Consider the following 21,146-nt stretch of genomic DNA (forward strand, 5'->3'; position numbering starts at 1 on the left):
GCGCCGGCGCTGCTTTGTCGATTCAATCACAGAAACCATGACCGTTCGGATCGGCGGCCCGCGTTCTGCGAACTGGTGCGCACGGTGCGCATGCGAAATCACGATTATTTGATAATCGTAAATCTGCATTTTCGGGCGATTGCACAGAGGCGCCATTCGGCGCGCGCAAAGCCTTCGCAATAACACGCTCAGGAGCGATCGGAGTGGTGGCGCAACGCGGGATCGCGCGGCGGTGCGGGCGGCCGCATGCCGGCGGCGCGCGCGGCGAGCGGAAAGCGCTCGGCCATCGAGGGCGCGGTGGAGGCGGGCGTCGCGGCAGTGGCGAATTCCGGCTGCTTCAGCGCGATGTAGCGTTCGAGCAGGCCGCACAACATCCAGAAGTTGCCCATCACGGCGCCTTCCGAGAACGGACTGCCGTACAGATTGCCCATCGCCATGCAGACGATGAAGGCGCCGAAGCCGAGCGTGAGCCCTTGCGCTTCGGCGTCGTCGGGCGGCGCGCGCTGGCGCAGGCGACTGGCCGTGCGCAACAGTCGGTAGAGCAGCCAGAACAACGCGGCGATGCCGAACACACCGCCCTCGCTCATCGTCAGCACGTAGTAGTTGTGCGCGTCGTAGCCTTCGTAGGCCGGCGCGTAGCGGCCGATCGTGTCCTTGAAGCGGTTCAGGCCGACGCCGAACGGATACTCCGGCCACATCTGGCTGGCGCCGGCCCAGATCTCCCAGCGGCTGGCCGTACTGGCGTCGACCTCGACGCCGCCGCTGGCGCCGCGCTGCTGCGTTTCCTGCACGCGTTCGGTCACGCTGCTCGGCAGATAGCCGACCATCACCGCCATCGCGCCGGCCAGGAGCACGGACAGGGTGAAGCTGCGGCGCAGGAAGACCAGGGCGATGCCGACCAGGGCGATGCCGTAGGACTGGCGCGAGTAGGTGAACAGGATCGCCATCGACATCAGCACGACACCGGCAATGCCGGCCATGCGCCACAGCTTCTGGCGCCGGAAGCACAAGGCGATCGCGGCGAACATCGGCACGTACATCGCATAGTAGACGCCGGCGCGGTTGGCCATCGCCGAGGTCTTGCCGAAGGGACCGGAGGCGCGATGGGTTTCGACGAAGTTGCCGATGCCATAGTCGAAGCCCTGCCGGATCGCCTGCACCGCCGCCAGCGAAGCGATCGCGAACACCAGGATCAACAGCTGCCGCGTCTGCTTGAGGTCGAGCCGCGCGCGCAGGCCGATGACGTAGAACAGCGGATAGAACAGCGCGTTCTTCAGATACGTCACGTCCGTCATCAAGTCGCCGCCGCCGCGCAGGCGCCCGATCAGGAACGCGGCGATCATCGACAGGCCGAACACGATCAGCGCGCCCTTCAGCTCGGCGCGCACGCCGACCATCGGCGCCTGCTCTTTACGCGAAAGAATGCCGATCGCGATCGCGCCGAACAGCAGGTTCGACGCATTCACCGCGGGAATGCCGGTATCGAGCGGCCAGTGCAGCGAATAGACCACGTAGAAGATCAGGACCGCGAACAGCAGGCGCAGCATCTCAGTCGCTCCGCCCGTCGACGTAGCGGCGCGCCCACAGTTCCAGCGACAGGATCAGCCACAAGGTCTCGCCGTAGTCGGCCGCGCCGGCGACGTGCAGGCCGAGGTAGCGCTCGGCAGCGGCGGCGCGCATCAAGCCGCGCTCGCGGAATGCGCGGCTGGCGAAGGTATCGGCGGCCAGCGCGCGCAACGGGCCGCGGAACCAGCTCGCCAGCGGAATCGCGAAGCCTTGCTTGGGTTTGTCGAGCACGCTCGCCGGCAGCCAGCGCCGCGCGACCTGGCGCAACAGGTGCTTGCCGCGGCCGTTGCGGATGCGCAGCGACGCCGGCAGACGCGCGGCGAAGTCGACCACGCGATGATCGAGCAGGGGCGAGCGGCCTTCGAGCGAGTTGGCCATCGCCATGCGGTCGAGCTTGACCAGGATGTCGTCGGGCAGATAGCCGTCGATGTCGAGTGCGACGATGCGGTCGAGCGCATCGTCGCCGCCGTCGGTCAGCCGTGGCGCGGCGGCGTAGTAGTCGGCGCCGCCCACGGCTTCGCCGAGCAGTTCGCGCGCGATGTCCTCGCGCGTCAGCGCGACGCCGCTCAAGTAGTCGGCCGGAAACGGCAGGCGCAGGCGCTCGCCGACGCGGCCCAGGCGATAGCCGCGCGGACCCGGCAGCAGCGCGCCGCCGAGCCGGGCCGCCGCGGCGGCCAGCGGTTTGGCGGCGCCGAGGCGCTGCAATTTCAGATAGCGCAGATAACGGTCGTAGCCGGCGAAGGCCTCGTCGCCACCATCGCCGGTCAAGGCCATGGTCACGTGCCTCCGCGCCAGCCGCGAAACCAGGAAGGTCGGCACCGCGGAGGAGTCGGCGAACGGTTCGTCCAGATACCAGACCAGCTGCTGCAACAGCGCGGCCGCGTCCGGCTCGACCACCAGCTCGTGATGTTCGGTACCGAGATGTTCGGCGACGACGCGCGCGTCGGACAGCTCGTTGAACGCGGCTTCGCGAAAGCCGATCGAGAAGGTCTTCACCGGCTGGTTCATGCGCTGCGCCATCAGCGCGACGACCACGCTGGAGTCGAGCCCGCCGCTCAGGAACGCGCCGAACGGCACGTCCGAGACCAGGCGGCTGCCGACCGCCTCGTCGAGCAGCCGCGCGAGTTCTTCTTCCGCATCGGCCTCGCTCAGTGCGAGTTTCGGCGCGAACGCGAGCGTGTAGTAGCGATGCAGGCTGGCACGGCCGTCGGCGTAGCGCAGGTAGTGACCCGGCGCCAGCTTGGCCACGCCGGCGAAGATGCTGCGCGGCGCCGGCACGTAGCCATAGCAGGTGTAGGCGCGGATCGCCTCGGGGTCGATGTCGCGCGGAAAGCCGGGCAGGGCGAGCAGCGACTTCAGTTCGCTGGCGAACGCGATGCGGCGGCCGTCGTCGCGATAGAACAGCGGCTTCTCGCCGAAACGATCGCGCGCCAGCAGCAAGGTTTGCGTGCGCGTGTCCCACAGCGCGATCGCGAACATGCCGTGCAGGCGCTCGAAACAGGCCTCGCCCCAGGCCTCGTAGGCCTGCACGATCACTTCCGAGTCGGACTGCGAATAGAACGTGTGGCCGCGCTCGGTCAATTCCGCGCGCAGCTCACGGTAGTTGTATATCTCGCCGTTGAAGACCAGCTGCACGCTGCGATCGGCGTTGTGCATCGGCTGGTGGCCGCCGGCGACGTCGATGATGGCGAGCCGGCGCATGCCGAGCAGGGCGCGCGCGTCGCGATAGAAGCCGTCGTCGTCGGGACCGCGATGACGGATGCGCTCGTTCATCGCGCGGCCGATGTCTTCCGATGGCGCGATCTGGCCGGGTGCTGCGACGACGCCGATGATGCCGCACACGGCTCAGGTCCTTTCGAGCGGCGCGGCCGCCCAGTCGAGGTGGCGCAAGCTGGCCGGATCGGCGCCGCGGTAGAGCTGCAGCAGACGGCCGACGACGCTGTCGAGGCTGGCATAGGCGGCGATGTCGGCGCGCGCCTGCCGCCCGCGCGCGGCGAGTTCGGCGCGCGGCAGCGCGGCGGCTTCGCGCAGCGCGGCGGCGAGCGCGGCGGTGTCGAGCGGTTCGAACGACCAGCCGTTGCGACCGTCGACGACCACGTCCTCGCTGCCGCTGACGCGGCTCGCGAGTACCGGCAAGCCGGCCGCCATCGATTCGAGCAAGGTGTTGGACAAGCCTTCGGTCAACGACGGCAGCACGCCGAGGTCGGCCTGCGCGAGCAGCGCCTGCACGTCGTCGCGATGGCCGAGGAAATCGATGTCGGCGGCGATGCCGAGCGCATCCGCCTGGCGGCGCAGATCGGCTTCCAGATAGCCGCCGCCGACCAGGCGCAGGCGCGCGCGTCCGCGCTCGGGAAACGCGGCGGCCCAGGCGTCGAGCAAGGTGGCGAGGTTCTTCTCTTTGACCAGGCGGCCGACGAAGACGACGTCGAGCGTGCGTGCCGGATCGACGTTCGCACGGTGCTCGGCGAAGCGCGCGACGTCGACCGCGTTGGGCAAGGCGAGGATGCGTTCGCGCGGAAAGCCGTGCCGCAGCAATTCGCCGCCGATGCGCCGGCTGATCGCCTGCAAGGCGCTCGCGCGTTGCAGCCAGCGCGCGAAGCGGCGCGCCAGTGCGCCGGCATTCGGCGCGAGCAAGCCGCGTTCGAGTTCCCACCAACCCGAGATCTTCACCACCACCGGCGTGCCGGCGGCGAGACGGCAGGCGATCGCGCCGAGATAGTGGCCGATGTGCACGTGCCAGGCGTGGTAGCGCGCGCCGCGCCGGCGCAGGAACAAGGCCATCTGCAGCCACAGCGCGAAGCGACCGACGAGGCGCACTTGCGGATAGGCGAGCCGGCACACCGGAATGCCGTAACAACGTTCGACGCGCGCCTGCGGACCGCCCGGAATGCGCGGGGTCAGGATCGTCACACGATGGCCGCGGCGCTTGAGCTCGAGCGCCAGCGTGCGTACCTGCGATTCGGCGCCGCCGCCGCCGCGCACCGGGAAATCGCTTTCCAGGATCATCAACACGCGCAGCGGATCAGTCGGCATCGACGTACTTCCGCAGCCACAGCTCGAGCACGGCCAGCTGCCAGATCGCCACCGCATGATCCCAGCTGCCGCGCAGATGCTCGGCGATCAGCCGCTCGACGAAGGCCGCCTCGAACCAGCCGCGCGCGAGCGTGCGCGGATCGAACAGCACCTCGCGCAAGGCCTGCTGGAACGCCTCGTCTTCGCGCAGCCAGATCGCGATCGGCAGGCCGAAGCCCTGCTTCTTCTTCTTCAGCGTTTCTTCGGGCAAGACACCCTTCATCGCGCGCTTGAACAGATAGCGCTTGTCCAGGCCGCGCACCTTGTAGCGCTGCGGCAAGCGACCGACATGCGCGACCAGGATCGGATCGAGATACGGAAAGCGCGCGCTGATGCCGGCGGCTTTGCACGCGCCGTGCACCTTGACCAGATCGTTCTGCGCGATCGCCATCAGAAGATCGAGACGCATGATCCGGTGCAGCGGACTGGCGGCGCCGCCGAGCGCGTAGACCTCGCGCATCAGGTCGAGCGAAGCGGGCGCGGCGACTTCGCGGCGGAATTCCGGCGTCAACAGTTCCGCGTAGTAGTCGGAGGCGAACGAGTCGTCGGTGTAGAAGCGATCGGGATTGGGCAGCGAGCTGCGCTGCACGAAGTTCTCGACCCGATTGAGCAGATGCGAGGAACTCTTGCCGGCGAGGCGGCCGACGCCGCGGCCGAGCGCTTTGACCACGCCGGGCAGGCGGTAGTACGCCTGCATGACCTGGTCTTTGGCGTAGCGCTGATTGCCGCCGAACACCTCGTCGCCGCCGTCGCCGCCGAGCAGCACGCGCGCGCCGAGATCGGCGGCGAGGTTGGCGCAAGCGATGGTCGGAATCGCCGAGGGATTGCCGAACGGCTGATCGTAGGCGGCGACCACCTGGTGGATCAGTTCGAGCGCGTCGCCGCGCTCGACGCGGCCGGTTTCCGGCGTCGCGCCGCAAGACTCGGCGGCGAGCCGCGCGTAGTCGAGTTCGTCGTAGCCCGCTTCGGAGAAGCCGATCGAGAACGTACGCACCGGCGTGCGCTCGCGCGCGAGCAGGGAGACGATGCTGGAACTGTCGGTGCCGCCGGAGAGGAAGCAGCCCCAGTCGGGACCGTCGTCTGGGCGGTAGGCGCGCACGCTGCTGCTGATCTGCGCGATCAAGCCGGCGGCGAGTGCGCCTTCTTCGCCGGCGAGATCGTCTGGATAAGCCGGAACGTAGTAGCGCTCGTGGTGCAGCGCGCCGCTGCGCCAGACCAGGCGCGTGCCGGGCTCGACCCGGCGCACTTCGCGGCAGATCGTCGCCGGCGCCGGAATGCAGCCGAAGTTGAGGTAGTGATAGATCGCGGTCGGATCGACCTCGCGCCGCGCCGCGCCGCAAGCGAGGATCAGACGCAGGTCGGTCGCCAGCAACAGATTCTCGCCTTGCGCGAACACGTACAGCGGCAGGCTCGAAAAATGATCGGTGAGGGCGATCACCTGCGCGCCGGACGGGTCCCACAAAAGCTGCACGAAGCGCCCGCGCCAGGCCGCCTGCGGCGCGTCGCCGGCGAACGCCGCGATGCCTTCGCCGCAGCGGCCGCCGACCAGATCGCCGATCGCCAGCCAGCGCACGGCGCCGTGTGCCGCGCCGGCAGCCTCGCCGCGCTGCACCGTGCCGCGTGTCGCCAACGCCACGGCATCTGTGAATTCGTGTTCGAAGCCGGTCAGCGCGCCGATCCATTCGCGTGCGCGCGGGCCCACGGCGAAGGCGAAGTCGCCGGTCACGTCGATACGGGCGGAAACGGGACGGTCCATCAGGTTCTCGATTCGGCGTTGACGGCGGCGGCGCGTGTCTGCGGCCGTTCGCCGAGCACGCGTTCGTACACGGCTTGGGTGGACTGCACCAACGCGGCCACGCTGTGCGCGCGTTCGGCATGCCGGCGCGCGGCGGCGCCGAGCTGCGCGCGCAGCGCCGCTTCGCGTGCCAGCGCGAGCAGATCCTGCGCGAGCCGTTCGACATTATCCGACGGAAACACCAGGCCGGTGACGGCGTGTTCGACCAGTTCCGGATTGCCGCCGGCATCGGAGGCGAGCACCGGGCAGCCGGCCGCCATCGCTTCCAGCAGCACGTTGGACAAACCTTCTTCACGCGAGGGCAGCACCAGGAAATCGGCCACCTGCATCAGCGCCTGCGCGTCGCGGCGCTCGCCGAGCAGGCGCAGATCCTGATCGAGCCGCAGAGTTTCGCGTTGTGCCAGCACCTCGGACCGCAGCGGTCCGTCGCCGGCCAACAGCAGCAGCGGCCGTGCCGCGGGTTCGATGCGCGCGAGCGCGTCGAGCAGGAGCGGCAGGTTCTTCTCCACCACGAAGCGGCCGACGAACAGTCCGAACGCGCGGCCGGCCGGGATGCCGAGATCCGCGCGCAAGCGTTCGCGCGCGGCGGCGTCGATCGGCGCCGGCATCTCGACGCCGTTGGCGATCACGTCGATCGCCGCCAGCGGATAGCCGGTGCGCTGCGCGGTCATGCGCGCGCCGGCGTGCGCGTTGGCGACGACCGCATCGGCGCGCCGCACGATCCAGCGCTTGAGGCGCCATTGCCAATCCGGATAGACCAGGCACAGGCCGCGCACCGAGGCGATGAACTTCGTCGGCGGCAACAGCGGCAGCAAGGCGCGCACCCACAATTCCGCGGTCAGCGAGAACGCGTGCACGAGATCGTAGCGGCCCTCGCGCAGGAGCGCGTGCAGGCGCCGCACGAAGCCGATGTCGATGCGGCCTTCTTTGGGCAGGTGATGCGTGCGCACGCCGCTGGCTTCGAGCTGGTCGACCAGGAACGAGCGCTGGCGGAAATAGAGCAGCTCCGGTGTCCAGCGCGTGCGGTCGAGGCCGTTCAAGAGATGCACGATCTGGCGCTGGCTGCCGCCGACTTCCATCTCGTCGCTGACCACCAGCAGGCGGCGCGGTGCGGCGGCGCGGCTCATGCGCGTTCCTCCAGCGCCGGCGTGGCGTCGGCGGCACCGGCGACCGTTGCGCGCATCAGCGCGAGCAGGCGCAGCGCTTCGTTGCGCGCATCGAATTCGCGTTCGATCTTGCTGCGTGCTGCCGTCGCCAAGCGCTCGCGCAAGGCGGCGTCGCCGAGCAGCCGCGCCAGCGCATCGGCCAGCGCAGCGGCATCACGCTCGCCGACCAGAAGTCCTTCGGCGTCATCCTCGACCAGCTCGGGCAGGCCCGACACGCGCGTGGTGACGACCGGCGTGCCGGCTGCCATCGCTTCCATCAGCGCGACCGGAATACCGTCGCGATTGCCGTCGGCGGCGACCACGCAGGGCAGCGCGAACAGCGCCGCTTCGCGCAAGTTTGCCTGCACCTCGGCTTGGCCGCGCGCGCCGGCGAGTTCGACCTGGGCGCCGAGATCGTGGCGCGCGATCGCCGCTTCCAGCTCGGCGCGCTGCGGACCTTCGCCGATCAGGCGGCAGCGGAACGCGACGCCGCGCCGGCGCAGCAGGGCGAGCGCTTCGATCAGCACGTCGAAGCCCTTGATCGGATCGAGTCGGCCGACGCCGAGCACGAGCGCATCGCTGCGCCCGTCGCGCCGATACGGCGTGGCGGCGAGGTCGACGCCGCAATGCACGATGCGCAGGCGCGCGCGCGCGGCCGGCGTGACTTCGGCGCTGAGCCAATCGACGTTGTAGCGCGAGATCGTCAACGGCAGCTCGGCGCGTTCGAGTTTGTCTTTCAGCAGATGATCGTCGACGAAGATGTCGTGCGCGTGCGCGGTGAAGCCGAACGGTTTGCGCATTGCCTGCGCCAGCGCCATCGCGACGGTCGAGGGATAGGTGGCCCAGTGCGCGTGCACGAACTGCGGATCGAACGCTTGGATCTGGTCCAGCCGGGCGATGCCGCGGCCGAGCGCGACCAGCGATTTCGCCGCCGCCAGCGGCTGCGCGCGCAGCCGCCAGAGAATGCGCGCGGCACTCGTGCCGAACACCAGCGGATGGCGCAGCCAGCCGCCGATCTGCTTGAAGACGGCACTGACGCCGCGCGCCGGATGTTGCACACGCGCGAGCAGGGCGGCGGCTTCCGGCTGCACCAGCTTCTCGCTCGGCGGCTTCAGCGACAGGATACGCACGTCGACGCCGGCCGCGATCAGGGTCGCGATCTCGCGCACGATGAAGGTTTCCGACCAGCACGGAAACAGCGACACCACGTACAGCACGCGCAGCGGCGCGGCAGCCGTCATGGCGTGCTCGTCTCGGTGCGGCGCGTGACCGACCACAAATGGGCCGAGCCACCGCGCAGGAAATCGAGCAGGCCAAGCACGGCGTAGCCGTTCATGCGCACGAAGGTAGTGGCGAGGCGCAGCGGCAGGTAACGCGTCAGCGCAGGTCGCCACAGACCGACCAGCGCGCAGGCATACAACGCGAGCTGCGCCGACAGCAGCAAGGCCCATTTGGGCGAAGTCGGCGCGAGCACGATATTGGTGAGCAGCGCGATGGCGAGCAGCCACGGCGCCAGCAGGCGCAGCCACTTGTGACCCCACAGACGCCAGCCGAGCGGGTGCGTCCAGGGCAAGAGCAGCGACGGCTCGCGTGCGATCAGTTGAAAGTTGCCGGCCAAGGTGCGTCGCTTGCGTTGCGCTTCGAGCGCGGCGTCGCCGGAGGGGCGATCCCAGGCGCGCGCATCGGCGGCGAACACGACCCGCGCACCGTGCCGCGCGATCTGCAGCGGAATCCACAGATCGTCGAGGATCAGGCCGGGCGGAATCGCTGGCAGCAGGGTGCGTCGCGCGGCGTACAGCGCGCCGCTGACGCCGACCACCGAGCCGCTGTCGGCTTCGCTGCGCCGGATCAGCTTCTCGTAGCGCCAGTAGAAATCGATGCCGCCGGCGACATCGCCCTCGCCGCGTTCGAACATCAGCTCGCCGCTGACCGCGCCGACGGCGGGATCGGCCAGCGGCCGCAAGAGCGCACGTATCGCATCGGGTTCGAGGCGCTGGCGTACGTCGGCGAATACCACGATCTCGCCGTCGAGTTGGGCGACGACGTCGCCGAGGCAGGCCGATTTGCCGCGCCGCGTCGGATAAATGTACGTGCTGAGGCGCGCATCGCTGCAGTCGCGCAGCAGTGCCGGCGTCAGATCTTCCGAGCCGTCGGAGGCGATGTGGATGCGCAGGCGCTCGGCCGGATAATCGAGCGCGCGCAGGTTGGCCAGCTTGGCCGGCAGTTCCGCCGCCGCGTTGTAGGCGACCACGACGAGATCGACGTACGGTTGCCAGTCGGCCGCATCGACCGCGCGCGGCGTGAAGCGCGCACGCAGCCACATGACGACGGCATAGCCGACGAAGGTGTAGCCGAGCGCGAGTACGCTGAGCGCGAACCAAAGACGCATCAGGTCTCGCTCCGTCCGAGCAGGCGCGCGCGCAGGCGCTCGTAGCCGCGATTGCCGAGCATGCGCTTGGCCAAGCCGAGGGTGGCGTAGCGCAGGCGCGCGCGGGCCAGGCCGCGGCCGTCGAGCCAGCCGTCGAGCGTGGCGGTGTCGAGCTCGGCGGTCACCGCCATGCGCGGCAACACGCTGCCGTGCACCGCGTGCAAGCGCCCCGGCCGCGAGCTCAGCACGTGGGTGTAGCCGCATTCGCGCGCGACCGCGGCGAGATGGGAGGGCATGCGTCCTCCCGGCGGTGCGAGCAGACGCACCGGATAGCCGATGTGGTCCTCGATTTCGCGGCGCGAGCGCGACAGGTCTTCGCGCAACGCGGTCGAGCTCAATTCGGTGAAGTAGCGATGGTCCCAGCCGTGCGATTGGATCGACAGGCCGCGTTCGGCCATCTCGCGCAGTTGGCGCCAGTCGGCGAAACCGGGTGTGCCGACGCGTCCCGGGTTGACGAAGAAATCCGCACCGATGCCCGCTTCGAGCAGGGCCGGCATGGCCAGCGAATAGTTGCTGAGATGGCCGTCGTCGAAGGTCAGCAGCGCGGCGCCGTTACGGCCGTGGGCGAGCCAGTCGCGTGCGCTGACGCCGCCGCCGCGCCGCGTCAACACGGCCAGCTGCGCGGCGAACTGCGCTTCGGTCACGCTGTAGTGCGCGTCCTGCCCCTCGCGCGGACTGTCGCGACCGCTGAGCGCGTGATACATCAGCGCGACGGGAGTGGTGGCGGCGGGCATGGTCGCTCGGATCAGCGTCGGTAGGTGACCGACAGCAGCACCGAGTTCTCCTCGTAGCTGCCGTCGACGCTGTCGCTGTCGCGGCGCTGATGGCGCGCCTGCAGCGTCCACAACCAGTGGCGCGTGCGCTGCAGATTCAGCGAGGCGCCGTAGAGCAGATCGTCGTCGGTGCGCGCGATCTCGGTGTACTTGCGCCGTTCCTGCCCGGCGAACAGATCCAGCCACAGCGTGGGGCGCAGGTAGTAGGCGAAGTTGCCGAAATAGCCGCGCGAGTTCTGGTTCGCGCTGAAGTCGTCGACGTAGTCGAGCTTGCGCCAGAACGGCGCGAAGCTGACGCGGTACTTGTCCTCGACGTGATTGAACTCGAGCCGCGCCTGCTTCTCGACGTAGACCTGCGGCGCGATCACCGCGCCGCTGATGCCGCTGCCGATGCCGACATTGCCGATCTGGCTCGGCGTGAAGACCAGATCTTGCGAGGCGTCGGAGTATTCGCGCTCGAGGCTGAAGGCGAGGTTGGTGCGTTTGGTCGGCGTCCAGCGCGCGGTGCCGCGCAAGAGCGCGCCCGAGCGGGTGTCGCCGTGTTCTTGGTCGAGCCAGCTGTAGCCGCCGGCGAACTCCAAGGTGAAGTTGCGCGTGACGCGCTGGTAGCCGAGGTAGGCGTCCTTGCGGTCGTAGTCGAACGCGGCGGAAGCCGATTCGATGTAGCGCACGCGCGAAGCGGTGACCGAGCCGCTCAGCGTATTGCTCGGGTCGAGCTGATAGAGCAGGGTGCCGAGCGCGCCGTAGCGGTTGCTGTTGAAGTTCTTGCTGGAGTCGGCGTAGCTGTTGGTGTAGCGCAGGTCGAGCTGGCCGCGCAGGGTGTCGGCGAACTTCGCGCGCAGCGTCGGTCCCGTGCTGAACACGTTGGTCTGCTGCATGTTGTTGGGCGCGTCGCTGCGCAGCGTGTCGATCGGCTGGCGGCTGATGTTGTCTTCGAACACCCAATCCAGCCGCTCGGGGCTGATGTGCCAGTTGGCGAAGCCGGCCGCGGTGGTGCGGAACTCGTTGCCGAACGCGCCGCCGAGATAGTCGCGGTACTCGACCGTGCCGGCGGCACTGGCTTCGAGGCTGGAGCCTTGCTGGGTCAGCTTGAACGACAGCCGCGGCGTCAGCACGGTCTGGCTGATCGGATCGCGCTCGCTGTAGTTGATGTTGTCGCTGTGCTCGAGCGTGGCGCCGACGCTGTAGTCGAGCACCGGTTCCGCGCCGGCGAGGCGGGCGGCCAGAGTCGCGCCGAGCGCGGCGGCGAGAACCGTAGGTTTCGGCATCACTTCGTTCTCCCTCCCGACCCGACCACGACCAGCGATACGCCAAAGCATTCTTCGTTCAAGGTCTCGCCCGTTCGACCGGTGTGCGCAGCGCGCCGGGTGAGGGAGCTTCTGCGACGCACTGCAAGAGTTCCTTCATCCGCCTTCGGCACCCTTAGCCCGCCTGAGGGCGGGCTTCGATCCCGCGAACGGGAGAACGGAGAAGCAAACCCAGAAACAAAAAGCGCAACGACCGCAGCTCGCGCTACGGCAACTGATTGAACACGACTCCCGCAAAGCGATTCGGATCGAACGCCGCGGCGGCCTGCGCGATCGCCGCCGGCGTGTCGCGGCCGTAACCGGCGACGAGCACGACGAAGTCGGCGAGTTCGGACAGGATGCGCGCGTCCGGCGAACCCTTGGTCGCGGGGCCGTCGAGGAACAGATAACGATCCGGATAGCGGCAGCGCAGCGAATCGAGCACCGCGCGCATGCGGAACGAAGAGAAATATTCGCCGCTCAGCTCGCGCGGCTTGCCGGCCGGGATCAGGCGCAGGCGCGGAATGCCGGTGCGATGGATGATCGACTCGACCCCGATCGCCGGATGGTCGAGGTAGTCGATCAGGCCCGGGCTGGCTTCGACGCCGAGCGCCTTGTGCTGCGCCGGATAGCGCGGATTGCAGTCGATCAGGAGCGCGGTCTTCGCTTCGTCGAAGGCGAACGCGGTGGCCAGGTTGCGCGCGACGAAGCTGCCGCCGCAGCCGCTGCTGACCGGCACCACCATGGTGACGAAGTTCTGCTCGCCGCCGAGGGCGAGCAGGCGCGTGCGGATTTCGCGGAACGAGTCGGCTTGTGCGCGCGCCGAGTCGTCGCGATGGATCAGGCGGCGTTCGTCGAGCTGGCGCGGCGACAGCTCGCGCGACTCGCTCATGCGCGCAATCGAGCGGCTGGCCGCGCGGCGTTCGGCCAACGCGCCGGAACCGGTGTCGGCGCGCTCGGGCAGCGTTGCGTCGTCGTCGGCCGTCACGGCAGTACCTCCATGCGCACCCAGTACATCGCGACGTAGGCGACGCCGACTGCGGCAATGATCGCGAGCAGCACGCTGGCGTGCACGAAATGGCGGCGGCGGTCGCCCGGCGTCGCGTAGACCGGCACCGTCGCCAACACCGGCACGCCGGCCATGCGTTCGATCTGCGCGGCCGAGCGCGCGCGCGGATCGAAGCGCGCGTAGCCGAACAGCAGGCCCAGCGGCAGCACGATGCCGAGGCCGAGGCCGGCCATCGCGAAATGCATCAGGCGCAGGCCGGAAGGCCGCAGCGGCATCACCGCCGGCTCCTGGATGCGGAAAGTCAGGCCTTGCTGCTTCTGGTCGAGATCCATCGACACGCGCGCGTTCTCGCGGCGCTTGAGCAGGTCTTGGTAGATGTCGCGGTTGACTTCGTAGTCGCGCGTCAATTCCGACAGCGCATTCTCGGAGCTGGCGATGCGCTTGCTGCGCTCGAGCTCGTCGTTGAGCATGGCCTGGCTGGCGGCCAGGCGCGAGGAGGTCGCGCCGTGGTTGCGGCGCGCTTCGTTGAGCTTGCTGCGCAGCTCGGTGTAGAGCGGGTTGTACTGCACGGTGCTGTCGAGCGAGGACGGATTGGTCGCTTTCGCGGTCTTCTGCGCCTCGTTGCGCTTGAGCGATTCTTGCAGGTCCTGCATCTGGTGACGGATGCGCACGACGTCGGGGTAGTCGTTGGTGTACGTCAGCAGCAGCTTGTCGAGCTGACCCTGCAGCTCGGCCAGCTGGGCGCGAATCTGACCGTCGCGCGTCTGCACCGCGGTCACTTCCGACTCGCCCGAAACCTGCGCCACCAGCGCGCTCTCGCGCGAACTCTGTTCCATCATCTCCATGCGCGCCTGCTCGACCTGGCTGCGCAGCTGCGCGATGCGCGCGTTGCTGTCGGCCTCGCCGCCCGGGCGCGCGTCGACGTTGGCTTCGCGATACGCCTTCAGCTTGTCCTCGGCGTCGGTGAGTTTCTTGTGGTACGCCTCGACCTGGCCGTTGATGAAGTCGAACGCGTTGCGACTCTCGCGTTCTTTCGCGGCGAGGCTTTCCTGGATGAACGATTCGGCCAGGCGCTGGGTGACGCGATAAGAGCGCGCGGCGTCGCCGTCGGAATAGGAGATGTCGATCAGGTTGTCGCGCGGGCTGGTGATCTTGGTGCGATTGGTGACCGACTCGATCATGCGGTCCTGCTCGACCGGCGACAGCGGCGGCTGCCGCGCCATCCAGCCGCCGACTTCGAGGATGTCGGCCATGACCTTGCGGCTGAAGATGACCTCGCGTGCGATCGAGGCGCGGTCGGACACGGTGGTGGCGACCGCGCGGCCTTCCATCAGGCCGGTGACGATGTTGCTCTCCTGCACCAGGATGGTGGTGGAGGATTCGTAGCGCTTGGGCCAAGTCGCGCCGATCACCAAAGCCGCCAGCGCGATCAAGGCGAACAGAGTGCCGAGCGTGAGCATGCGCCGCCGTGCCTCGGTGGCGAGGATCGGCGCGAGTTCGCTCAGTGGAGCCAGGGAGTTGGCCATGGGTTCGCTGTGGTTGTGTGCGCGGGCGGCGCGGAACTGCTTAGAACGCGCGCTCCGGCACGGTGATGACGTCGCCCGGCTGCGCCGGGTAGTTGGTGGCGAGGTCGCCCTTCTGCAGGATGCGATCGAGCCGTACCGCGTAGGCCTGGGTCGCACCGTCCGCGTGGCGGCGGTACAACTCGGTGCGGTCGCCGGCGGCGAATTCGGTGGTACCGCCGGCGGCCAGCACGGCGTCGAGCACGGTCATGCCCTGGCGGTAGGGCACCGAGATTGGCTGCCGCACGGCGCCGGTCACGCGTACGCGCGAGAGGTATTCGTGGCTGCGCAGCTCGGTCAGGATCACTGCGACCTGCGGATCCCGCAGGTAGGCCTTGAGCTTCTCGGAGATCGCCGCGGAGACTTCCTCGGGCGTCTTGCCGCCGGCGGCGACGTCACCGATCAGCGGCACCGAAATCATGCCGTCGGGGCGCACCGGTACCTTCGCGTTGAGGTCGGGGTTGTGCCAGACCGACACTTCGAGGATGTCGTCGACGCCGATGCGATAGACGTTGACCGCCTGCGATTCCGGATTGACCGCGGGTGGCGAAGCGACACTGCCGCCACCGCTGGCGCATGCGCTCAGCAGAAGAATCACAAATAAGACAACGGCTTGGCTGAAAAAGCGCATGACTTCCCCCTTCCCAAAAAGTGTGAAGTACTTCACATTTTACCTTGTCGCGGCCCGCCCGCAAGCAGCCCCGCCGGGAAGCAGCTAGGCGCGTTCAGACACCGTAGAAGTCGCGATACCAGTCGACGAAGCGGCCGATGCCGACCTCGACCGGCGTCGCCGGCGAATAGCCGGTATCGCGCGACAGTTCCTCGACGTCGGCATAGGTGTCGGGCACGTCGCCCGGCTGCAGCGGCAGCAGGATCTTCTCGGCCTTGCGGCCGAGCTTGGCTTCCAGCACTTCGATGTAGTGCGCCAATTCGACCGGGCGATGGTTGCCGATGTTGTAGACGCGGTACGGCGCGGTCGACGAGGCTGCGCTGGGGGCGAGCGGGTCGAACGCCGGATCGGCCGCCGGCACGCGGTCCAGGGTGCGGATGACGCCTTCGACGATGTCGTCGACGTAGGTGAAGTCGCGCGTGTGCTTGCCGTGGTTGAACACCTCGATCGGCGTGCCTTCGAGAATCTTGCGCGTGAACAAGAACAGCGCCATGTCCGGCCGGCCCCAGGGACCGTACACGGTGAAGAAGCGCAGGCCGGTGGTCGGCAGCGAGTACAGATGGCTGTAGGTGTGCGCCATCAGCTCGTTCGCCTTCTTCGTCGCCGCGTACAGGCTGACCGGGTGGTCGACCGAATCGCGCACCGAGAACGGCAGCTTGCGGTTGGCGCCGTAGACCGAGCTGGAAGACGCGTAGACGAGGTGTTCGACGCCGCCGTGACGGCAGGCTTCGAGCACGTTGATGAAGCCGACCAGGTTCGCTTCGACGTAGGCGTAGGGATTGGTCAGCGAATAGCGCACGCCGGCTTGCGCGGCGAGATTGACCACGCGCTGCGGGCGGAACTCGGCGAACGCGCGCTCCAAAGCCGGACGATCTTCCAGCGCGGCGCGCACGAAACCGAACTGCGCGTGCGGCGTCAGCCGCGCCAGGCGCGCTTCCTTCAGGGTCGGATCGTAGTAGTCGTTGAGATTGTCGTAGCCGAGCACCTCGTCGCCGCGCGCGAGCAGGCGCTGGCTGAGGGCCGAGCCGATGAAGCCGGCGGCGCCGGTGACCAGAACACGCATAGCCACTCCGTAGTTGCGGATCTTCGAGAGGGTTGTTCATTCCCGCGCAGGCGGGAACCCATGTACTTCGCTCAATCCTTTCGCCCGGCGATCCAGGTCGACCTCAAAGCCGGTCGTCGACCTTCTCGCGCGGCAGCACCTGCTTGACGTCGAACAGCACACTGCCCGGCTTGCCGAGCGCACGGATGCCGTCGGCGCCGAGTTCGATGAACTGCCGGTGCGCGACCGCCAGGATCACCGCGTCATAACGGCCAGGCTCCAACTCCGATACGAGATCCAGTCCGTATTCATGACGCGCTTCCGCCGCACTGACCCACGGATCGTAGATTTCGATCTCGGCGTGGTAGCTGGCGAGCTCGGCCACCACGTCGACCACGCGCGTGTTGCGCAGGTCCGGGCAGTTCTCCTTGAAGGCGAGGCCGAGCACCAGGATGCGCGCGCCGGAGGTGTGGATGCGCCGCTGCGTCATCAGCTTGACCACCCGATGCGCCACGTGTTCGCCCATGCCGTCGTTGATGCGGCGGCCGGACAGGATCACCTCGGGGTGGTAGCCGATCTGCTGCGCCTTGTGCGTCAGATAGTACGGATCGACGCCGATGCAGTGGCCGCCGACCAGGCCGGGCTTGAACGGCAGGAAGTTCCATTTGGTGCCGGCTGCGGCGAGCACTTCGGAGGTGTCGATGCCGAGGCGGTGGAAGATCAGCGCGAGCTCGTTGATCAGCGCGATGTTGAGGTCGCGCTGGGTGTTCTCGATCACCTTGGCCGCCTCGGCCACGCGGATGCTCGAGGCCTTGTGCGTGCCGGCGGTCACCACCTGGCGGTACAGCGCGTCGACGAAGTCGGCCACCTCCGGAGTCGAACCCGAGGTCACCTTGAGGATCGTTTCCAGGCGGTGCTGCTTGTCGCCCGGATTGATGCGCTCGGGGCTGTAGCCGGCGTAGAAATCGACGTTGTACTTGAGGCCCGACTCGCGCTCGATGATCGGCACGCAGACTTCTTCGGTCGCGCCCGGGTACACGGTCGATTCGAACACCACCACCGCGCCGCGGCCGATCGCCTTGCCGACCGTACGGCTGGCCGATTCGAGCGGGCTCAAATCCGGCCGCTTGGCGTCGTCGATCGGCGTCGGCACCGTCACCACGAACACGTTGCAGGCGGCGAGGTCGGCGGCGTCGGCGCTGAAGCGCAGCTGCGCGGCGGCCTTGAGTTCCTCGGGCGAGACTTCCAGCGTGTGGTCGCGGCCGGCCTGCAATTCCGCGATGCGCGCGGCGTTGATATCGAAGCCGAGCGTGGACTGCTTGCGACCGAAGCCGACCGCGAGCGGCAGGCCGACGTAGCCGAGGCCGATCACGGCAACGCGTGTCTGTTCAGGACGGGGCAGGGCGGCAGCGTCCATCACGGGCTCCGATTCGAGGGGGCGCAAGTCTAGCAAGAGCGGAGCGCGAGCCGAGAACGGCTCGGCGCGCTTACGCGAGACTCAAGTCTTCTTCGGCCTGTGCCAACCCGGAATCGTCGTCTGCCGTGCACGTGCAACCGTCAGCTCGCCCGCCGGCGCTTCCTTGCTGATGACCGAGCCGGCGCCGATGGTGGCGTCCTTGCCGATGCGCACCGGTGCGACCAGGGACGAGTTCGAGCCGATGAAGGCGCCGTCTTCGATCGTGGTCGGGTGTTTGTTGGCGCCGTCGTAATTGCAGGTGATGGTGCCGGCACCAATGTTCACGTCGGCGCCGATCTCGGCGTCGCCGAGGTAGGAGAGGTGGTTCGCCTTCGAGTTCTCGCCCAGGCGCGCCTTCTTGGTCTCGACGAAGTTGCCGATGTGCGCGCCGGCGCCGAGTTCGGTGCCCGGGCGCAGGCGCGCGAACGGGCCGATGTCGCAGGGGCCGTGCGTGACCACGCCGTCGAGGTTGCAGTGCGAGTGCACCACGGTGCCGGCGGCGAGGGTCGAGTTGCGCACGCGGCAGAACGGCCCGATGCGCACGTCGTCGCCGAGTTCGACCAGCCCTTCGAGGATCACGTCGACGTCGATCTCGACGTCGCGGCCGACGCGCACGTCGCCGCGCACGTCGAAGCGCACCGGATCGGCGAAACGCACGCCGGCGGCGGCCAGATGAGTCGCGCGCATGCGCTGGTAGGTGCGTTCGAGCGCGGCCAGCTGCCACGGATCGTTGGCGCCGAACACTTCTTGTGCGTTGATGCACAGGCTCGCTTCGGCCGGCTCGCTTTCGTCGTTGGCTTGCGCGAACACGTCGGTGAGGTAGTACTCGCGTTGCGCGTTGTCGTCGGTCAGCGCTTCGACCCAGGCGCGCAGACGGCGTGCGTCGGCGGCGAGGATGCCGCTGTTGACCCAGGTGATCGCGCGCTGCTCGGCGCTGGCGTCTTTCTCTTCGACGATCGCACGTACGCGGCCGAGGCCGTCGCGCACGACGCGGCCGTAGCCGTAGGGATTTTCGAGCTGGGTCACCAGCGCGGCCAGCGGCGACTCCAGCGCGAGCAGCTTGCGCAGGGTGTCGACGCGGATCAGCGGCACGTCGCCGTAGAGGATCAGCACGCGCACGTCGTCGGGCACGCGCGGCATCGCGAGTCTGACCGCATGCCCGGTGCCGCGCTGTTCGGGTTGGTGCACCCAGTCGAGGTCGCCCAGATCGGTCAGTGCAGCGCGCACCTGCTCACCCAGATGACCGTAGACCAGGTGGATGCGCGCCGGCTGCAACGCGCGCGCCGTGTCCAGTACGTGCGCCAGCATCGGCCGTCCGGCCAACGGCATCAGCATCTTCGGTTTGGCCGATTTCATGCGTTTGCCCTCGCCGGCGGCGAGGACGATCACGTGGAGAGCGCTGGTCACGATATTTCCCTATCGAGAAGTGGGGGTTATTCTAGTGCGATCGTCCTTGATCGCGATGGTCGGGGAGAGCTGCTGGTTTCGGCACGAGAGCGTCTTCGGACGGTCCACCCGCGGCCATCCATGGCCGCACTTTTCAACTAAGTGCGATCGTCCTTGATCGCGATGGTCGGGGAGAGCCGCTGGGTTGGCACGAGAGCGTCTTCGGGCGGTCTACCCGCGGCCATCCAAGGCCGCACTTTTCAATTTGTCCAGGCTGCTAACTCCCTCCGGGAGCGTATCGCTCGCGTTCCCTAGTAAGCTGCCCGGCTGTCGTTTCAATTGAGCGATCGACCGGCGCCATGACTTCGCTGCCACCACCCCCCGACTCCGGCGACGCGCGCCTGCGCGGCCTCGCGGGGACGGCTTTGCTCTACCTGCGCCAAGGTCAGCGCAGTTTCGATGCCGGCGACGACCGCGCCGCCGAACGCTGCTTCGCGCTGGCGCTCGGCGAAGCGCCCGAGCACCCTGAGCTGCTGCGCCTGCGCGCGCAGGTGCTGCATCGCCTGCAGCGGCCGGCCGAAGCGATCGACTTGCTGCGGCGCGCACTGCGGCAGCGGCCGGACGACGCTCTGATCCACAACGCGCTCGGCAGCGCGCTCGGCGAAGTCGGCCAGCATGCGGCGGCCGTCGAAGCACTGCAGCACGCCTGCATGCTCGATCCGATGCTCGCCGCCGCGTTCGCCAACCTCGGCAACGTCTTGACTCTGATCGGTCGTATCGAGGAATCGGAAGCGCCGCTGCGGCGTGCGCTGGAACTCGATCCGTCCTTGCAGTCGCCGCGCTTCCTGTTGGCGGAAGCGATGATGATGCTCGGCCGCATCGACGAGTCGGTCGCGCAGTATCGCGAGCTGCTGCGCCGATACCCGGCCTCCGGTCAGGCCTGGTGGGGCCTGGCCAATCTGAAGTCGGTGCGTTTGGACGAAGCGGACGTGCAGGCGCTGCGCGCGCTCGTGCGCCGCAGCGATCTGCCCGAGACCGAGCAGCTCACCGCGCGCTTCGCCTTGGCCAAGGCGCTCGAAGACGGCGCTCGCCACACCGACGCGTACGCCGCCTACGTCGAGGCGAACGCGTTCGCGCGGCGTGGTTTTCGCTGGGATGCGGCGGGATTCGAGCGCTGGCTGCAACAAGTGCGGATGCGCTTCGATCGAAGCTCGGCGCGTGCGGCGCAAGACGAGCTCGGTCGCGAAGTGATCTTCTTGGTCGGTCTGCCGCGTTCGGCCTCGACCTTGACCGAACAGATACTCGCCGCGCATCCGCAGGTCGAAGGCGCCAGCGAGCTCGGCGATCTGGGCGCGGTGATCGGCGAAGAGTCGCAGCGCCGCGCGCGCGCGTTTCCCGACTGGGTCGCAGAGGCCGACGCCGACGATTGGGCGCGGCTCGGCCGCCGCTATCTCGAGCGCACCGCGCACTGGCGCGCGCAGCGTCCTCGCTTCACCGACAAGGCGCCGAGCAACTGGATGCTGACCGCCGCGATCGGGCGCATGCTGCCGGGCGCGCGCATCCTCGACTGCCGCCGCGATCCGTTGGAAACCTGCTGGTCGTGCTTCCGCCAGATCTTCTGGAGCGGTCACGAGTACAGCTACAGCCTCGACGACTTGGCCGCGTATTGGCACGTCTACGACGTGGCGATGCGGCATTGGACGGCGCAGTCGCCGATGCGAATCCGCACTCAGGTCTACGAAGAGCTGCTGGCCGCGCCGGAAGCACAGACACGCGCGCTGCTCGACTTCTGCGGCCTGCCGTTCGATCCGGCCTGCCTGCGTCCGCACGAGGCCACGCGCAGCGTGCGCACCGCCAGCGCCGCGCAGGTGCGCGAGCCGTTGCGCCGCGACACCGCGCGCGGCGCGCGCTACGGCGACTTGCTCGATCCGTTGCGGCGCCTGCTCGCGCGCTGAG

The 21,146-nt window shown here is 68.4% G+C and carries 16 protein-coding genes; 1 reads left to right on the forward strand and 15 read right to left on the reverse strand.

Annotated elements, in window-relative coordinates:
• Positions 1 to 188: 188 nt before the first annotated feature.
• From AC3QL3_RS02150 to glmU, 15 genes are all read right to left on the reverse strand, one after another.
• Positions 189 to 1,547 (reverse strand): O-antigen ligase family protein, encoded by a 1,359-nt coding sequence (locus tag AC3QL3_RS02150; protein WP_492896613.1) that lies wholly within the window; start codon positions 1,545 to 1,547, stop codon positions 189 to 191.
• A 1-nt stretch (position 1,548) separates the two neighbouring features.
• Positions 1,549 to 3,408, reverse strand: a complete 1,860-nt coding sequence (gene asnB / locus AC3QL3_RS02155; RefSeq protein WP_492896614.1) for an asparagine synthase (glutamine-hydrolyzing) — start codon at positions 3,406 to 3,408, stop codon at positions 1,549 to 1,551.
• A gap of 3 nt (positions 3,409 to 3,411) precedes the next feature.
• Complete coding sequence (locus AC3QL3_RS02160) at positions 3,412 to 4,599, reverse strand: glycosyltransferase (protein WP_492896615.1); 1,188 nt, start codon at positions 4,597 to 4,599, stop codon at positions 3,412 to 3,414.
• The gene (locus tag AC3QL3_RS02165; protein WP_492896616.1) at positions 4,589 to 6,394 is read right to left on the reverse strand and encodes an asparagine synthetase B family protein; all 1,806 of its coding nucleotides are present in this window, start codon (positions 6,392 to 6,394) and stop codon (positions 4,589 to 4,591) included. The genes AC3QL3_RS02160 and AC3QL3_RS02165 overlap by 11 nt, the downstream gene beginning before the upstream one ends.
• Positions 6,394 to 7,560 carry a glycosyltransferase gene (locus AC3QL3_RS02170; RefSeq protein ID WP_492896617.1) on the reverse strand — a complete coding sequence of 389 codons (1,167 nt, stop codon included), beginning with the start codon at positions 7,558 to 7,560 and terminating at the stop codon, positions 6,394 to 6,396. Before AC3QL3_RS02170 ends, AC3QL3_RS02165 begins: the two co-directional genes overlap by 1 nt.
• Positions 7,557 to 8,819 carry a glycosyltransferase gene (locus AC3QL3_RS02175; protein ID WP_492896618.1) on the reverse strand — a complete coding sequence of 421 codons (1,263 nt, stop codon included), beginning with the start codon at positions 8,817 to 8,819 and terminating at the stop codon, positions 7,557 to 7,559. The genes AC3QL3_RS02170 and AC3QL3_RS02175 overlap by 4 nt, the downstream gene beginning before the upstream one ends.
• Positions 8,816 to 9,967 (reverse strand): glycosyltransferase family 2 protein, encoded by a 1,152-nt coding sequence (locus tag AC3QL3_RS02180; RefSeq protein WP_492896619.1) that lies wholly within the window; start codon positions 9,965 to 9,967, stop codon positions 8,816 to 8,818. The genes AC3QL3_RS02175 and AC3QL3_RS02180 overlap by 4 nt, the downstream gene beginning before the upstream one ends.
• A complete protein-coding gene (locus AC3QL3_RS02185) occupies positions 9,967 to 10,740 on the reverse strand; it encodes a polysaccharide deacetylase family protein (RefSeq protein ID WP_492896620.1) in 774 nt (257 codons plus the stop codon). Before AC3QL3_RS02185 ends, AC3QL3_RS02180 begins: the two co-directional genes overlap by 1 nt.
• A gap of 11 nt (positions 10,741 to 10,751) precedes the next feature.
• Positions 10,752 to 12,047, reverse strand: a complete 1,296-nt coding sequence (locus tag AC3QL3_RS02190) for an outer membrane beta-barrel protein (protein WP_492896621.1) — start codon at positions 12,045 to 12,047, stop codon at positions 10,752 to 10,754.
• 244 nt (positions 12,048 to 12,291) lie between these two features.
• Positions 12,292 to 13,053, reverse strand: a complete 762-nt coding sequence (locus AC3QL3_RS02195; protein ID WP_492896622.1) for a P-loop NTPase family protein — start codon at positions 13,051 to 13,053, stop codon at positions 12,292 to 12,294.
• On the reverse strand, positions 13,050 to 14,600 hold the full coding sequence (locus AC3QL3_RS02200) for an XrtA system polysaccharide chain length determinant (protein ID WP_492896623.1): 1,551 nt from the start codon (positions 14,598 to 14,600) through the stop codon (positions 13,050 to 13,052). Before AC3QL3_RS02200 ends, AC3QL3_RS02195 begins: the two co-directional genes overlap by 4 nt.
• Before the next feature lie 40 nt (positions 14,601 to 14,640).
• A complete protein-coding gene (locus tag AC3QL3_RS02205; protein WP_492896624.1) occupies positions 14,641 to 15,267 on the reverse strand; it encodes an XrtA/PEP-CTERM system exopolysaccharide export protein in 627 nt (208 codons plus the stop codon).
• A 94-nt stretch (positions 15,268 to 15,361) separates the two neighbouring features.
• Positions 15,362 to 16,369, reverse strand: coding sequence for an NAD-dependent epimerase (locus AC3QL3_RS02210; RefSeq protein ID WP_492896625.1), 1,008 nt, complete (start codon positions 16,367 to 16,369; stop codon positions 15,362 to 15,364).
• A 103-nt stretch (positions 16,370 to 16,472) separates the two neighbouring features.
• Positions 16,473 to 17,765, reverse strand: coding sequence for a Vi polysaccharide biosynthesis UDP-N-acetylglucosamine C-6 dehydrogenase TviB (gene tviB / locus AC3QL3_RS02215; RefSeq protein ID WP_492896626.1), 1,293 nt, complete (start codon positions 17,763 to 17,765; stop codon positions 16,473 to 16,475).
• Positions 17,766 to 17,846: 81 nt separating this feature from the next.
• Positions 17,847 to 19,211, reverse strand: coding sequence for a bifunctional UDP-N-acetylglucosamine diphosphorylase/glucosamine-1-phosphate N-acetyltransferase GlmU (gene glmU / locus AC3QL3_RS02220; protein WP_492896627.1), 1,365 nt, complete (start codon positions 19,209 to 19,211; stop codon positions 17,847 to 17,849).
• A gap of 338 nt (positions 19,212 to 19,549) precedes the next feature.
• Here glmU and AC3QL3_RS02225 point away from each other — a divergent pair, with 338 nt between their 5' ends.
• The gene (locus AC3QL3_RS02225) at positions 19,550 to 21,145 is read left to right on the forward strand and encodes a tetratricopeptide repeat-containing sulfotransferase family protein (protein ID WP_492896628.1); all 1,596 of its coding nucleotides are present in this window, start codon (positions 19,550 to 19,552) and stop codon (positions 21,143 to 21,145) included.
• The last annotated feature ends 1 nt before the right edge of the window (position 21,146 follow it).

The organism is Dokdonella sp. GW821-FHT11D02 (genome assembly GCF_058808595.1).